The organism is Actinomadura sp. NTSP31 (assembly GCF_041951385.1).
Classification (GTDB): Bacteria; Actinomycetota; Actinomycetes; order Streptosporangiales; family Streptosporangiaceae; genus Spirillospora; species Spirillospora napierensis.
Genome location: NZ_JBGNUT010000002.1, coordinates 19,003 through 34,248, shown reverse-complemented (window position 1 = coordinate 34,248; position 15,246 = coordinate 19,003). Strand labels below are relative to the sequence as shown.

Below are 15,246 nucleotides of genomic sequence, written 5' to 3'. Positions count from 1 at the left end.
GCGAGGTGCCCCTAATTCATTTTCCGCGGACGGACGGCCCGGTCAGGAAGCGGCCGTGCGCGTCGTAGGGCCACGGGTTGATCCGGCAGCCCTTCAGCCCGTAGATCTGCTGCATCATCACCGGGGCCGGACGGCCGCGCCCGGGGCAGGTCATGTGGCCGAAGCCCAGCCGGTGGCCGACCTCGTGGTTGATGGTCAGCGCGTGGTACTGGTCGGCCTTGCCCTGGTAGTACTTGGTCAGCAGCAGCCACCGCTTCAGGTTCACGACGACCTGCTTGCCGCCGCTGCAGTTGACCGTGCCGTTCGTCGTCATGCCGTACGAGCCGCAGATCTTGTCGACGGTCTTCGGCGAGGCGAGCTGGACCACGAAGTCGTACTGGCCGGAGGTGACGCGCTGGAACCCCCATTTCCCGCTGGCCGCCCATCCGCGCGGATCGGCGAGGATCTTGTCGACGCTGCGCGCGAACGCGGTGGGGTTCTGCCGCAGGCCGCCCTCCACCTCGACCATGTAGCGCATGATCTTGCCGTGCCCGAACACGCGGCTCCCGGAGGCGGGCAGGAGGAACTTCCCGGTGCCCTTCGCGGGGATGTAGAGGGAGTGCTCGGGCTTGACGACGGGCTCGTCGGACGGTTCCGCCTCGACCCGGGCATCGCTCTGGGCCGTGCTGGTCTGCGGCTGCGGCGCGGGCCCGCCCGTGGGCTTGGACCCGCCGCCGAAGGTCAGGTAGGCCATCGCGCCGAGGCCGGCCAGCGCGACCAGCACCAGGGCGGTCACGCAGACGACGACGCCGCGCAGCCGGGTCCGCCGGGCGCCCTCGAACTCGCGATCGAGGTCGTCGCCGAGCCAGTCGCCCGAGCCCGCGCCGCTCCCGCCGTACCCGCCGGGTCTGCCGCGCCGGCCGCGTCCGCCGCGTCCGCCTCTTCCACCGCGTCCGCCGCCCTCGTTCCGCCTGCGGCCGCCGCCGCGTCCGCCGCCGCCCGGTGCGGGAGGAGGCGGCGGGTACGCGTTCTCCGGCGGGAGCGGCGGCCCCGGCTGGGCGTACGGCATGGGCGGAGGGGCCGGGGGCGCGCCCCGGCGGTGGGACGACGCCCGGCGCCGGTCCTGTCGCGATCGTGGAGGTTGCATTGGAGGCTGCATTGCGCAGCCAGCATGCCAGAAAGTAGTCGAAATATGATCTTTTCCCACAAATCCCCAGGTAGAGGGACCTATAGCAGCATCTCTGGCATCTCTTCGCAGCCACGAAGCGTGATGGCATGGCCGCGAAAAGGGTTTGCGGTGCGCCGCCCCGGACCACCACAATCCGGAGCGACATGAGCAGACATCCCCGCCGGATGGTCGCGCAGGAGACCGTGGCCATCCTCGAACGCGGCGACTACCATGCCCCGGCCGGGCACACCGTCTCCATCGCCGAGAGCCTCGCGCGCTGCGTGCGCGACACCGTCCTGTACCGCCCGGACGAACTGGACGCCCTCCTCCGCCGGCTCCCCGCCCCCGCGCCCGGCGCCGGTCCCGAGGACGGCGGGAAGACCCGCATCGAGGTGACCGATGAGACCACCCTGGCGGCGGCGCGGCGCCTGCGCGCGCCCGGCAAGGTCCCGATGGCGCTCAACTTCGCCTCCGCCAAGAACCCCGGCGGCGGGTTCCTGAACGGCGCGCACGCGCAGGAGGAGGGCCTGGCGCGCTCGTCGGGCCTCTACCCGTCGCTGCGCGCCGCGCCGGAGTACTACGAGTTCCACCGCGCGCAGGGCGACCTGCTCTACAGCGACCACATGATCTACTCCCCGGACGTGCCGGTGATCCGCACCGACGCGGGGCGGCTGCTGGACGAGCCGTACGAGGTCGCGTTCCTGACCTCGCCGGCCCCCAACCGGGGCGCGATCCGCGATGCGGCCACGGCGGAGCGGATCCCCGAGGTGCTGGGTGTGCGCGCGCGCAAGGTCCTCGCGGTGGCGCTGGCCCGCGGGCACGGCCGGCTGGTCCTGGGCGCCTGGGGCTGCGGCGTGTTCCGCAACGACCCCGCCGAGGTGGCGGAGGCGTTCGCCGGGCCGCTCGGGCCTGGCGGCGAGTTCGAGAACCGGTTCGAGCAGGTCGTCTTCGCCGTGTGGGAGTCCGCCAAGGACACCCCCAGGCGCAACGCGTTCAACCGCGTCTTCGGCTGACGCCCGTCCCGGGCCGGCCTACTTCCGGCCGCCGTCCTCGATGTAGGAGGCGATGCCGCGCAGCAGGACGTCCAGGCCGAACTCGAAGCGCTCGGCGCCGCCCTGGTCGGTGAGGTCGTCCACCAGCGCGACGAGGTGGGGGTACCGGTCGGTCGGCAGGGCCTTGAGGTAGTCGCGAATCTGGTCGACGTACTTCTGGAAGTGCTCCCACGGGTCGACGTCGGCCGGGAGCGTCGCGGTGTAGAAGGTGTCCTCGATGGCGTCGGCGTCGATGTACATGCCCAGCGTGTCGACGGCGAGGCCGGCGACCTTCGGCGGGACGCCGCCCGCGAGCATGAGGCCGAGCTGGGCCTCGGCGATGGCGAGCAGGTTCGGGCCCGTCGGGATCAGCCCCATGGAGACCTTCGCGATGTCGCGGTGCGAGGTGTAGACGCGGCGGATCTCCATCGCGACCTCCTTCAGCTGCTCGCGCCACCGGGCCGGATCGGGCTCCGCGGGCAGCCTGATCTCGGCGGCGACGCGGTCGAGCATCAGCTCGCGCAGCTCCTGCTTGTCCGCGACGTGCGCGTAGAGGGACGCCGGTCCGGTGCCGAGCTCCTGCGCGACGCGGCGCATGGTGACGGCCTCCAGCCCCTCCGCGTCCAGGACGCCGATCGCCGTCTCCACGACGAGGTCCTGCGAGAGCGGCTGCCGGGTCGGCGCGGGCCTGCGGGGCCGGCGGCCCGGCGGCGTCGGCATCTCCGGACGTGCGCTGGCCACCTCGGGACCTCCCCATTTCGCGATACATCTTGACTTTCCGGAAACGCGATATATCTTCTCTACCTGAGAGACAAATCCACGTCACGAACATCGTACTTGACACGAACGCCGTTCCCATCGTAGAACAGTGTTCGTAGTTAACGAACGGTGTTCCCCCGATGGAGACGACCATGACCGAGACACTGCAGTCCCCCGCCGGGGCGACCGGCACGGCGGGCTACCGCTGGCGCTGGGCCGCCCTGTTCGTGATCCTCGCCGGCGAGGTCATGGACATGCTGGACGCCCTGATCACCAACATCGCCTCCCCCACCATCCGCGCCGAACTCGGCGGCTCCGCCGCCACCATCCAGTGGCTCGCGGCCGGCTACACCCTCGCCATGGCGGTCGGGGTGATCACCGGCGGCCGGCTCGGCGACCTGTACGGCCGCAAGCAGATGTTCATCGTCGGCGCGGCCGGCTTCACCGCGGGCTCGCTGCTGTGCGGCGTGGCCGTCTCGCCCGGCATGCTGATCGGCGCCCGGCTGGCGCAGGGCCTGTTCGGCGCGCTGATGCTGCCGCAGGGCATCGGGATGATCAAGCAGATGTTCAGCGAGAAGGAGATGGGCGCCGCGTTCGGCGCGTTCGGCCCGGTCATGGGGCTGTCGTCGGTCGGCGGCCCGGTGCTGGCCGGCTGGCTGATCGACGCCGACCTGTGGGGCACCGGTTGGCGGATGATCTTCCTGATCAACCTGCCGCTCGGCCTGGCCGCCGTGCTCGCCGGCCTGCGCTTCCTGCCCTCCGGACGGTCCCCGCACGCCTCCCGGCTCGACCTCACCGGTGCCGCGCTGGCCTCCCTCGGCGCCGGGCTGCTGATCTACCCGCTGGTGCAGGGCCGCGAGCTGGACTGGCCCGCCTGGACGTTCGCGATGATCGCCGCGTCCCTGCTCGTCTGGGCGGCCTTCGCCTGGTACGAGACGCGCAAGCAGCGCGCCGGCGGCGACCCGCTCATCATCCCGAGCCTGTTCCGCAAGCGCGGCTTCACCGGCGGGCTCGTCGTCGGCATCGTGTTCTTCACCGCCATGGCGGGCATCGGGCTGGTGCTCTCGCTGTTCTTCCAGCTCGGCCTCGGCTTCTCCCCACTGAAGGCGGGCCTGTCGCAGATCCCGTGGTCGGCCGGCATCGTCCTCGGCTTCGGCGCGGCCCAGGCCGTCCAGCGGTTCGGCCGCACGGTCATCCAGGGCGGCTCCCTCGTCATGGCCGGCGGCATCGCCGGGATGTACGCCACGCTGCAACTCGCGGGCACCGGCGTCACCCCTTGGCAGCTCCTCCCGTCCCTGCTCGTCGTCGGGCTCGGCATGGGGCTGCTGATGGCGCCGTTCTTCGACACCGCCCTGGCGGGCGTCGAGCCCGCCGAGGCCGGCTCCGCGGGCGGCACCCTCACCGCGATCCAGCAGCTCGGCAGCTCGCTCGGCGCCGCCGTCCTCGGCACGGTCTTCTTCGGGCTGCTCGGCGGCCACGTCGCCACCGCGGCCGACGACGGGTCGGCCGGGCTGCGCCGGCAGCTCGCCGCGGTGTCCGTCCCGGCCGCGCAGCAGGACCGCATCGTGGCGGGGCTGCGCGAGTGCGGCCGCGACCGCGCCACCGCCAAGGACGCCGAGGCCGTGCCGGCCTCTTGCGCGCGCATGCAGGACGGCGTCAAGGCGGCGATCGCGGCCGCGCCCGCCTCCGCCCCCGCGATCCAGAAGGCGGTCGCGGCGGACGCGGAGCACGCGGCCGAGGCCGGCTTCACCGGCGCCATGAAGATCACGCTGTGGATCGTGATCGGCATGCTCGGCCTGACCTTCCTGGCCGTGTTCCTGCTGCCGAAGCACGCCCGCCCGCAGGACGCCGACGGCGGCGGCACGCAGCTCGCGGCCGCCTGACGGCCCCGGCCTCCGGCGGCCCCACGGCTCCGGCGGCTCCCGGCCCGGCATCCCCCGGCCCGACGGCCCGCGGCCCCGCGATCCCGGCCCGGCAACCCCGGAGAACGGCCCGCGGCGAGGACGAGCGCCCCTCCATGGAGCGCACGCCCCGCCGCGGGCCGTCCGCCGTGTCCGCCGGGGACGCCGGGGACGCCGGGGACGTCGGGGACGTCGCCGTCCGCCGGACCGCGTCAGAGCTTGGCGAGCACCTCCGACGCCAGCAGCTCCAGGTGCTCCAGGTCGCTCAGGTCGAGGACCTGCAGGTAGAGCCGCTCGGCGCCCAGCTCCCCGAACTGCCCGATCTTCTCCACGATCTCGGCCGGGGTGCCCGCCAGGCCGTTCTGCCGCAGCTCGCCGGCCTCGCGGCCGATGGCCTCGGCGCGGCGCGCGATCTCCGCCTCGTCCCTGCCGCAGCACACGACCTGGGCGGCGGAGTACACCATCGGCTTCGTCCGCCCGGCCTCCCGGCAGGCGGCCCGGACCCGGTCGAACGCGCCGCCGGTGTCCTTGAGCTGGTGGAACGGCACGTTGAACTCGTCGGCGTAGGCGGCGGCCAGGCGCGGCGTCCGCTTCGGCCCGGCACCGCCGAGGATCACCGGCGGGCCGCCCGCCTGCGCCGGCTTCGGCAGCGCCGGCGAGTCGGTCAGCGTGTAGTGCTTCCCGGCGAAGGAGAACGTCTCCCCCGTCGGCGTGCTCCACAGCCCCGTGACGACCTGGAGCTGCTCCTCCAGCCGCTCGAACCGCTCGTTCAGGCTGGGGAACGGAATGCCGTAGTGGGCGTGCTCCTCCTCGAACCAGCCCGTACCGATGCCGAAGTCGACGCGGCCGCCGCTCATCTGGTCGACCTGCGCCACCGAGATCGCCAGCGGGCCCGGGTAGCGGAACGTGCCGGCGGTGACCAGCGTGCCGAGCCTGATCCGGCTCGTCTCGCGGGCCAGCGCGCCCAGCGTGACCCAGGAGTCGGTCGGGCCCGGCTCGCCCGAAACGTCGCCCATCTTGGTGTAGTGGTCGGACCGGAAGAAGGCGTCGAACCCGAGGTCCTCCGCCGCCTTGGCGACCGACAGCAGTGTTTCGTAGCTGGCCCCCTGCTGGGGCTCGGTGAAGATCCGTAGACGCATGGGCCCATTTTCGTACGCCCGCGTCCCTGCCCGCGCCACCGGACCTACCCGTCCGTCCCCCGCTTCGGCTGGGGGCTCTTCGCGTGCGCCTTCTTCGACGGCTTGCTCTCCGCCTTCGTGGACGGACCCTTCTTCGAGGGGGCCTTCGCGGCCGTGAGCCTGGTGCGCATCGACGCGGCGTTGTTGCGCGGGTTGAGGTCCATGGTCGACGAGGTCACCCGCGACCGGTACCTCAGGACCTTCCCGGCCCGGACGTTCCCGGCCGGCATCACCTTGAACCGCAGCGTCCGCGTCTCGCCGGGCCGCAGCGCGCCGACCCCGCAGACGAACCCGGTGTCCTCGGGGATGCACGCGGCGTTCCCGGTGAACAGCCGCACCGGCCCGCTCGCGCGGACGAACACGTTCTCGGCGGTGGCCGGGCCCCGGTTGCGGATCTTCAGCTCGTACGGGATCGCCGTGCCGGTCCGGGCGGTCGCCGGGGCCGTCCTCGACATGACGAGGTCGGCCGTCCGGGCGACGCGCGCCACGGGGAAGTCCGCGGCGGCGCGCTTCGTGCGCCAGGTGACCGTCGCGGGCATCCGCAGCGTCTCGTCCGGCCTGGCGCTCCTGGAGACCTTCGCCCGGATCATCCCGGCGACCGTCTCCCCCGCCCGGACCGGACCGAGGTCGCACTCGACCGTCCATCCGCTCGCCGCGCAGTCGCGCCGTCCGGACACGAACTCCAGCGACTTCGGCAGCGTCGCGCGGAACACCGCCCGGCCCGCCTTGCCCGGCCCCTTCGCCGTCACCGCGAACGGCCAGTCGTACGTGCGCCCCGGGACGACGGTCTTTCCGGGGCCGCTGGTGTGCAGCCGCACCGACCGCGCCGGCTTCTTCTGCTTGACCGGCCGCTTGTGCGGCTTGGCGTGCGCCTGCCCTTTGCCCTGGCCGCTCTTGTGGCCGTGATGGCCCTTGCCGCCGGACGGCCCCGGGCCGTCGGCGTGCGCGGCCGGCGGCGCCACCCCCAGCAGCGGGGCGGCGGCCAGCACCGCGAACCCCCGGGCGCCGACGCGCCCCGTCATCTTCCGGATCACCGTGGAACCCCCTGTGGCCTGTGCCTTCTTGCGGACAGGGTCCGTTGTAGCGAGCGCGCGGGGATTCCGCTAGCGCCACGTCGGCGTGTCGTCACGGACAGTCACATCGGGCGGAACGGTCTCTTCCGGGCGATCAACCTCGCGAATCTCCTGCGGCGAAAAGGGCACAAGCTGTTGAATCGGCGATGACCTGGATCCGAACCATGGAGTTGACATGGCTGTCTTCGGCGTCGACTACGCGTGGGGACGCCCCGGCGCGGCCGCGCTGAAACGCGCCGGGGTGAAGTTCGCGTGCCGGTACCTCTCGCACGACACCACCGGCAAGAACCTGACCCGCGCGGAGGCGGACGAGCTGTCGGACGCCGGCCTGTGGCTGGTGGTGGTGTGGGAGACCACCGCGAACCGGGCGCTGGACGGCAGGGCCGCCGGGAAGGCGGACGCCGAGGACGCCGCGAGCCAGGCCGCGGCCTGCGGCATGCCGGACGACCGGCCCGTCTACTTCGCCGTCGACTGGGACGCCTCCGCCGCGCAGCAGGACGAGATCAACGCCTACCTCGACGGCGCCGCGTCCGTCCTCGGCCGCGACCGGGTCGGGCTGTACGCCGGGTACGGCCCGGTCAACCGGGCGTTCGACGCCGGGAAGATCACCTACGGCTGGCAGACCTACGCCTGGTCGGGCGGCCGCTGGGACGCGCGCGCCCAGCTCCAGCAGTACTCCAACGACCACACGATCAACGGCGTCGGCCTCGACTACGACCGCGCCGTGAAGGACGACTATGGGCAGTGGCGCGTCGGCGTCTCGCCCGAGGAGGACGACGAAATGCCGAGCTACGTGTCCGTCGGCACGAACAAGGAGCAGCAGCTGCCCGCCGGCCAGTGGACCAACGTGAGCTGGCAGCACGACTACGCCGACTCCGAGCACCAGCACAGCGACGCGGGCGGCCCGAGCGTCCTGTGGGGCTCGGCCTACTACTCCCTGACCGCCGCGGTGACCGTCACCGGCGTGCCGGCGGGCACGCTGATCCAGGCCCGCGCGGTCGAGGTCGACGCCGAGGACGACAGCAAGGTCACCGGCGGGCCCGTCCAGGACTACGTGTCGGCCGGCGACCAGACCCACATCGTGTACTCGCTCGGCGCCGACACCATCGGCGAAGGCTACCGGCTGCGCTTCCAGGTCGCCCAGCACGGCAAGGCGGCGGCCAAGGTCGCGAGCGGCGGCGGCGCCAAGGTGTTCTTCTGGCGGTAGCCGCCTCGGTCGCCGCACCGGCGCGCCCCCCGCCGGTGCGGCGACCGGCCTCGCGCTGCCGTACCGGCGGCCGGGCTCAGACCGCCCAGGCCCGCTGGTACGCGGGATGGTCCGCGTACGGCGCCGCCAGCAGCCGCACCGTCGTGCACCCCTCCGCAGCGGCAGGCTCACCGCATCCCGCGCAGGCACCGCGGCCGTCCGGCCGGTGCAGGTCGAGCAGCAGCCGCTTGGCGCGGACCTCCGCCACCACCCGGGCCGGCGAGTGCCGGGCGATGTGCAGCGCGGTGCCCTCCTTGACGAACGGCACGTCCAGCACGTGGTGCGGCCCGAATCCCGGACGGCTCTGCCACGGGTAGGTGTTGACGCTCCGCATCGAGACGGGCCTCTGGATGTGGTCCATGGGCCGCCGGCCCAGCCTGAGCCGCGCCCCGCTGCCCGGGTCCACCCACTGCCAGCGCTCGTCCCCCGACAGGTCCGGGCCGCCGTTCGGGCGGGTCCGGTAGTCGGCCGCCCAGCGCGCCGTGCTCTCGTCCTCGGCGAGCCGTGCCCGCACGAACTCCACCAGATCGCTCAACGCCGTCCCCATCACGCGCAACCGCCATGGACCCGGGACGATCCTGCCACGACCGGGCTCCAGCGCGCTCCCGCGAGGGATCAGAAGTCGTCGTTGGTGTAGGGGGCCAGCGGGACGGCGAGCGCGGCGTCCAGGCGCGCGGCGGCGCCGGGCGTGTGCTCGGTGGCGGCGCCGATGCGGACGAGCGTCGACAGCCGGTTCCCGCCCAGGTAGACCGCGCCGAGGTCGGCGGCGCTCAGGGACAGGTCCGGGGCGTCGGCGGTGGGCTCGCAGGCGGGCGCGGTGCCGGTCGCCAGCCGCCACCGGCCGTGGTTGGCGGGGATCCTGGCGTCCGCCAGGTCCAGCACGAACGTGCCCGCGGACGCCCACGACCGGGCCCGCAGCGCGGCCGGGACGTCAATCAGGCGCAGCCACAGCGCGCCGTACGCGCCGGTCACCTTGACCTGGTCGGGGTCGGCGGCCATGTGCGGCAGCAGATCGTCCACCGGGCGGCTCGGCGCCTTGATCCGCGAGGTGAGGTCGATGTCGGCGAGGTACTGCCAGAGCGCGGCCTCGACCCGTGCGTCCGTGGCGACGAGGTCCTCCAGCCGGACGGCCCCCTGCCCCGTCCGGTAGATCGCGTAGCCCTCGGGATGCACCACGACGCGCGGTGCGGTCAGCCGCTCGTCGCTCAGCTCCTCTTCGGGCAGGACGTTGCGGCTCCACCATTCGCCGTCGCGCACCAGCCCGCCCGGGCGGCCCGACAGCGCGGCCTCGTGGAGCGGGCCGAGGACGGCGGGGGCGTCGGCGGGGGCCACCAGCCGCAGCGGGCGCGGGTCGGGCTCGGTGCGCAGGGCCAGCGGGCGGGAGGTGTCGACCTCCAGCTCGACGGCCCGGTCGGCGAGGCCGAAGCCGTAGCGGCCGTAGATCGCGCCCTCGGACGCCCACAGCGCGGCGACCGGCCGGCCGGCGGCGGACGCGTCGGCGTGCATCCGCTCGATCATGGCGGACAGCACGCCGCGGCGGCGGTGCGTCGGCAGCACGCCGACCGCGGTGACCGCCGAGCAGGCGACGGTCCCGCCCGGGACGGCCAGCCGCATCGGCAGCGCGGCGAGCTGCCCCGCCCGCACGTCGCCGACGCGGGCGCCGATGCGCTCGGCGCGCCGCATCATCCAGCGCCAGCGGTCGTAGTCGCGGTCGCGGATGCGCTGGTGGAACACCAGGCCGGAGAAGTCGATCATTTGGTCCAGGTCGTCTTCGGGGACGTCCCTGATCTCCAGATCGGTCATTCACCCAGCGTAGGCACCGCCGCAACAGGTTTTCCGGCCGCGCCCCGCCCGCTCCGGCCGCCCGCTCCGGTGGGCCGGGCTCAGCCCCTGACGAGGGTGGCCAGGCACTCCACGTGCTGGGTCATCGGAAAGGCGTCGAAGGCCCGCAGGGTCTCCAGCGTCCAGCCGAGCTCGCTGAAGTAGCCGAGGTCGCGGGCGAGCGTGGCGGGGTCGCAGGACACGTAGGCGATCTTGCGGCCGGCGATCCGGGTGATCTGCCCGACCACGTCGCGGCCGGCCCCGGCGCGCGGCGGGTCGAGGACGACCACGTCGGCGCGGCGGACGCGGGCGCCGCCCTGGTGGCCGCCGCCGCGCTTGTTCTGCGCCTTCCCCGCGCCGGCCGCGCGGCCGAACTCCAGGTCGGCGACGACCTCCTCGACGGGGCCGCGCTCGATCGAGACGTTGGTCAGGTCCCGCAGGTTGAACCGGGCGTCGCGGACGGCCTGCCCGTCGGACTCGACGCCGACGACGAGGCCGCCGGGGCCGATCCGGTCGGCGAGCACGCCGGTGAACAGGCCGACACCGCAGTACAGGTCGAGGGCGATGTCGCCGGGCTTGGGCTCCAGCGCGTCGAGCACGGCGTCGGCGAGCAGCTGCGCCGCGCCCGGGTGGACCTGCCAGAACCCGCTGCCGCTGACCTGGAACAGCCGCCCGGACACGCTCTCGCGGACGTACGGCAGGTTCGCGCCGGGCTCGGGCTTGCCGCGCACCAGCCGGACCGGGACGTCCAGCCGGGGCACCCGGATCTTGCGGCGGTCCCGGCCGCGCAGCACGACGAGGCGGTCGCCGGTGGTGGCCGACACGATGCCCTCGACGCCGGACGCGCCGGGCCAGCGCTTGCGCTCGATGCCCATCAGCTCGACGCCGGGGTGCGCGATCAGGCACTCGTCGACCGGCTCGATGTCGTGCGAGCGGTGCCGGCGCAGGCCGACCGCGCCGCCGTCGACCGCGAACTGGACGCGGGTCCGCCAGCCGAGGCCCGGCGGCGGCGTCACCTCGCCGTCCACCGGGTACGGGACCTCCTCGACGACGACCGTGCGGGTGATCCCGGCGAGCCGGCTCAGCTGCTCCTCGACCACGGCGGCCTTGAGGGCGCGCTGCGCGGGCAGCGAGGCGTGCTGCCAGTCGCAGCCGCCGCAGCGGCCCGGCCCGGCGAAGGGGCAGGGCGGCTCGACCCGGTCGGGGGACGCCTCGAGGATCTCCACGGCGTCGGCGCGCAGGAAGTTCTTGGTGCGGTCGGTGACCCGGGCCCGCACCCGCTCGCCCGGCAGCGCGTGCCGCACGAACACCACGCGGCCCTCGTGCCGGGCGACGCAGAACCCGCCGTTGGCGACGTTGCCGACCTCGAGTTCGAGCATGTCCGGTTCACTGTCGGCGCCCGCGGCGGAGGAACGTCCCTCCGCGCCCGGCGCGACTTCGTCGCGTTCAGTCACGGTCGGCAACACTACCGCCGGGCGGGCGCGCTTCGACCCGCGGCGGGCGCCGGGACGAGCCGGGCCCGGGCGGCTCCAGCCGGCCCTTCAGCCGGTCGGAGGAGTGCAGCTGCCAGGCGACGCTGGTGACCATGACGCCGGGCTGGAACAGCAGCCGCCCCTTCAGCCGCAGCGCGCTCTGGTTGTGCAGCAGCTGCTCCCACCAGTGGCCGACGACGTACTCGGGGATGAAGACGGTGACGACGTCGCGGGGGCTGCGCCGCCGGACGCTCTTCACGTAGGCCAGCACGGGCCGGGTGATCTCCCGGTACGGGGAGTCGAGGATCTTCAGCGGGACCGGCATGTCCAGGGCGTCCCACTCCTGCTGGAGCCGCTGCGACTCCTCGGCGTCCACCGCGACCGTGACGGCCTCCAGCGAGGACGGGCGGGTCGCGCGGGCGTAGGCCAGCGCCCGCAGCGTCGGCTTGTGGATCTTGGAGACCAGGACGATCGCGTGGTTGCGGGCCGGCAGCGCCACGTCCTCGCCGGAGGGCACGAGCTCCTCGGCGACCCGGTCGTAGTGCCGCCGGATCGCCCGCATCAGCAGGAACAGCAGCGGCATCGCGATGCACACGATGTAGGCGCCCAGCAGGAACTTGGTGAGCAGCACGACGACGAGGACGATGCCGGTGAGGGTGGCGCCGAAGGCGTTGATGGCGCGGGAGGTGCGCATCCGCCGACGCTGCGCCGCGTCGGTCTCGGCGGCCAGCAGCCTGTTCCAGTGCCGGACCATGCCGACCTGGCTGACGGTGAAGGAGACGAAGACGCCGACGGTGTACAGCGGGATCAGCCGGCTCACCGACGCGTCGTAGGCGTAGATCAGCAGCCCGGCCATGGTGGCCAGGATGATGATGCCGTTGCTGAAGGCCAGCCGGTCGCCGCGGGTGTGCAGCTGGCGCGGCAGGTAGCGGTTCTGCGCGAGCACCGACGCCAGCACGGGGAACCCGTTGAACGCGGTGTTGGCGGCGAGGAACAGGATCAGCGCGGTCATCACGGTGACCAGCCCGAACCCGACCTCGAAGTTGCTGAACACCGAGTGCGCGACCTGGGCGATCACCGGGTCGGCGTCGGTGACCTCCTTGCCGGTGGCCGGGTTGACCAGATGGCTGCCCTGGTCGGGCGCGGCGAACTTGGCGTGCGTGATGTAGGCGAACGCGGTCACCCCGCCGAACATCGTCATCGCGACGACGCCGAGCGCCAGCAGGGTCTTGGCGGCGTTCTCGCCCTTGGGCTTGCGGAACGCGGGCACGCCGTTGCTGATCGCCTCGACGCCGGTGAGCGCGGCACAGCCGGAGGAGAAGGCCCTCAGCAGCAGGAACACCAGGGCGAACCCGGCGACGCCCGTCTCGTCCCCGTGGATCTCGTAGTGCGCGGTCTCGGCGTCGAGGTTCGTGCCCAGCACCAGCCGGGCGATGCCCCACAGCAGCATGGCGACGATCGAGAACATGAACAGGTAGGTCGGGACCGCGAAGGCGACGCCGGCCTCCTTGAGGCCGCGCAGGTTGCCGATGGTGAGCAGCACGACGATGCCGATGGCGACGGCCACCTCGTGCGGCTGCATGAACTTCAGCAGCGCGCCGAGGTTCTCCACCCCGGACGACACCGAGACCGCGACGGTCATGACGTAGTCGACGAGCAGGGCGCTGGCGACGACCACGCCCCAGTTCCCGCCGAGGTTGGTGGTGGCGACCTCGAAGTCGCCGCCGCCGCTCTGGTAGGCCCGGACGTTCTGCCGGTACGACGCCACGACCGTGAGCAGGATCACCACGACGGCCGCGGCGACCCAGGGGGTGTAGTGGTAGGTGGCGAGTCCGGCGGCGGCGAGCGCGAGCAGGATCTCCTGGGGGGCGTACGCCACCGACGACAGGGCGTCGCTGGCGAAGATCGGCAACGCGACCCTCTTCTTCAGCAGCTGCTCGTTCTGCTGAGCGCTGCTGAGGGCGCGGCCGAGGATGAGCCGCTTCGCAAGGTCCGGAACCTTTGACACGGAAGGAGAGCCTAGCCCGTCCGCCCGGTATGCTCCCCCGCCCCCGGCCTCTGGCCGGGCGGGTAGTGCTCGCCTGGGCGGATGTGTAGTTTTGCAGCCCGGCAGGGATCATTCAGGGAAGCGATCCTCGGGTGCAGCACGGCGCCGGCGGACCGGCGGCGGATGCCGTGCACGGCGCGGGGGGTACAGGGGGGACGTCCCCCCTGGACGGAAGAGGGAACGGCCGTGCATATCGTGATCATGGGGTGCGGGCGGGTCGGGTCGACGCTCGCCCACATCCTCGAGGACAAGGGCCATACCGTGGCCATCATCGACCAGAGCCCGGAGGCGTTCCGCCGGCTGCGCAGCGGCTTCAAGGGCCGCCGCATCACCGGGTTCGGCTTCGACCGCGACGTGATCGTGGAGGCGGGGATCGAGAACGCGGACGCGTTCGTCGCCGTCAGCAGCGGCGACAACTCCAACATCATCTCGGCCCGGGTGGCCCGCGAGACGTTCGGCGTCGACAACGTGGTGGCCCGGATCTACGACCCCCGGCGCGCCGAGGTGTACCAGCGGCTCGGCATCCCCACGGTGGCGACCGTCCGCTGGACGGCCGACCAGATCCTGCGCCGGCTGCTGCCCGAGGGCGCCGAACCGCTGTGGCGCGACCCGACCGGCGCGGTGCTGCTCGCCGAGCTCGACTCCGGGCACCTGTGGGTCGGCGAGAAGGTGGGCGCGCTGGAGGAGCACGCGAACTGCCGGGTGGCGTTCCTGTCCCGGATGGGCGAGGCGCTCGTGCCGGAGCGCAACACGGTGATCCAGGACGGCGACATCGTGCACATCATCGCGCGCGCCGACGAGGTCGAGCGGATCAACGCCGCGGTCGCGGCGCGGAACGAGGAGGGCTCCTGATGCGGGTCGCGATCGCCGGGGCCGGGGCCGTGGGGCGCTCCATCGCCCAGGAGCTGCTGGAGAACGGCCACGAGGTGCTCCTGATCGACAAGAGCCCGAAGGCCATCAAGGTCGAGATGGTGCCGCGCGCGGAGTGGCTGCTGGCCGACGCGTGCGAGATCTCCGCGCTGGACGACGCGGCGCTGGAGCGCTGCCAGGTGGTGGTCGCCTCCTCCGGCGACGACAAGGTCAACCTGGTGGTGTCGCTGCTCGCCAAGACCGAGTACGGGGTGCCGCGGGTGGTGGCGCGGATCAACCACCCGAACAACGAGTGGTTGTTCAACGAGTCGTGGGGGGTGGACGTCGCGGTGTCCACGCCGCGGCTGCTGTCGGCCCTGGTGGAGGAGGCCGTCAGCGTCGGCGACCTGGTCCGGCTGATGACGTTCCGGCAGGGCGAGGCGAACCTCGTCGAGCTGACGCTGCCGGAGAACGCGCCGCTCGGCGGCGAGCGGGTCGGGTCGGTGAGCTGGCCGCGCGACACCGCGCTGGTGGCGATCCTGCGCGAGGGGCGGGTGCTGGTGCCGACGCCCGACGACACGCTGGAGCCCGGCGACGAGCTGATGTTCGTGGCCGTCCAGGACGTGGAGGACGAGCTGGCGGAGCTGCTCGGCGGGCGGTGAGGCGCGGAGGGGGCGGCGGGCCCGTCCCCTCACCGCCGGCGGCGGGGCCGGCCGGGCCGG

13 protein-coding genes are annotated in these 15,246 nt (G+C 73.2%); 5 read left to right on the top strand and 8 right to left on the bottom strand.

Translation table 11 applies throughout. The annotated features are described in order from the left end of the window. Positions 1-16: 16 nt before the first annotated feature. A complete protein-coding gene (locus tag ACA514_RS02985; protein WP_375039412.1) occupies positions 17-1,048 on the bottom strand; it encodes a DUF3152 domain-containing protein in 1,032 nt (343 codons plus the stop codon). A gap of 263 nt (positions 1,049-1,311) precedes the next feature. On the opposite strand from ACA514_RS02985, the gene ACA514_RS02980 reads away from it, so the two are divergent. Then, entirely contained in the window at positions 1,312-2,160 is an 849-nt protein-coding gene (locus ACA514_RS02980; RefSeq protein WP_375039411.1) for a TIGR02452 family protein, read from the top strand. A gap of 18 nt (positions 2,161-2,178) precedes the next feature. Here the strand turns inward: ACA514_RS02980 and ACA514_RS02975 are convergent, their stop codons facing one another. Further along, a complete protein-coding gene (locus ACA514_RS02975) occupies positions 2,179-2,919 on the bottom strand; it encodes a TetR/AcrR family transcriptional regulator C-terminal domain-containing protein (protein WP_375039410.1) in 741 nt (246 codons plus the stop codon). Between the two features lie 170 nt (positions 2,920-3,089). Between ACA514_RS02975 and ACA514_RS02970 the strand changes: the two genes are divergently transcribed. After that, the gene (locus ACA514_RS02970) at positions 3,090-4,820 is read left to right on the top strand and encodes an MFS transporter (RefSeq protein WP_375039409.1); all 1,731 of its coding nucleotides are present in this window, start codon (positions 3,090-3,092) and stop codon (positions 4,818-4,820) included. A gap of 230 nt (positions 4,821-5,050) precedes the next feature. Here the strand turns inward: ACA514_RS02970 and ACA514_RS02965 are convergent, their stop codons facing one another. Both ACA514_RS02965 and ACA514_RS02960 read right to left on the bottom strand, forming a co-directional pair. Then, positions 5,051-5,977 carry an LLM class F420-dependent oxidoreductase gene (locus ACA514_RS02965; RefSeq protein ID WP_375039408.1) on the bottom strand — a complete coding sequence of 309 codons (927 nt, stop codon included), beginning with the start codon at positions 5,975-5,977 and terminating at the stop codon, positions 5,051-5,053. A 44-nt stretch (positions 5,978-6,021) separates the two neighbouring features. Next, positions 6,022-7,038: a hypothetical protein gene (locus ACA514_RS02960; RefSeq protein WP_375039407.1), complete on the bottom strand. Its 1,017-nt coding sequence runs from the start codon at positions 7,036-7,038 to the stop codon at positions 6,022-6,024. Positions 7,039-7,264: 226 nt separating this feature from the next. On the opposite strand from ACA514_RS02960, the gene ACA514_RS02955 reads away from it, so the two are divergent. Beyond that, complete coding sequence (locus tag ACA514_RS02955; RefSeq protein WP_375039406.1) at positions 7,265-8,296, top strand: glycoside hydrolase domain-containing protein; 1,032 nt, start codon at positions 7,265-7,267, stop codon at positions 8,294-8,296. Positions 8,297-8,372: 76 nt separating this feature from the next. Here the strand turns inward: ACA514_RS02955 and ACA514_RS02950 are convergent, their stop codons facing one another. The 4 genes from ACA514_RS02950 to ACA514_RS02935 form a co-directional block, all read right to left on the bottom strand. Further along, positions 8,373-8,870, bottom strand: coding sequence for a DUF6221 family protein (locus ACA514_RS02950; RefSeq protein ID WP_375039405.1), 498 nt, complete (start codon positions 8,868-8,870; stop codon positions 8,373-8,375). An 80-nt stretch (positions 8,871-8,950) separates the two neighbouring features. After that, positions 8,951-10,138: a GNAT family N-acetyltransferase gene (locus tag ACA514_RS02945; RefSeq protein WP_375039404.1), complete on the bottom strand. Its 1,188-nt coding sequence runs from the start codon at positions 10,136-10,138 to the stop codon at positions 8,951-8,953. A gap of 80 nt (positions 10,139-10,218) precedes the next feature. Further along, positions 10,219-11,535 (bottom strand): class I SAM-dependent RNA methyltransferase, encoded by a 1,317-nt coding sequence (locus ACA514_RS02940; protein ID WP_375039829.1) that lies wholly within the window; start codon positions 11,533-11,535, stop codon positions 10,219-10,221. A 67-nt stretch (positions 11,536-11,602) separates the two neighbouring features. Next, positions 11,603-13,636: an APC family permease gene (locus ACA514_RS02935; protein ID WP_375039403.1), complete on the bottom strand. Its 2,034-nt coding sequence runs from the start codon at positions 13,634-13,636 to the stop codon at positions 11,603-11,605. Between the two features lie 225 nt (positions 13,637-13,861). On the opposite strand from ACA514_RS02935, the gene ACA514_RS02930 reads away from it, so the two are divergent. Further along, on the top strand, positions 13,862-14,527 hold the full coding sequence (locus ACA514_RS02930; RefSeq protein ID WP_375039402.1) for a potassium channel family protein: 666 nt from the start codon (positions 13,862-13,864) through the stop codon (positions 14,525-14,527). Beyond that, complete coding sequence (locus tag ACA514_RS02925) at positions 14,527-15,186, top strand: potassium channel family protein (RefSeq protein ID WP_375039401.1); 660 nt, start codon at positions 14,527-14,529, stop codon at positions 15,184-15,186. Before ACA514_RS02930 ends, ACA514_RS02925 begins: the two co-directional genes overlap by 1 nt. The last annotated feature ends 60 nt before the right edge of the window (positions 15,187-15,246 follow it).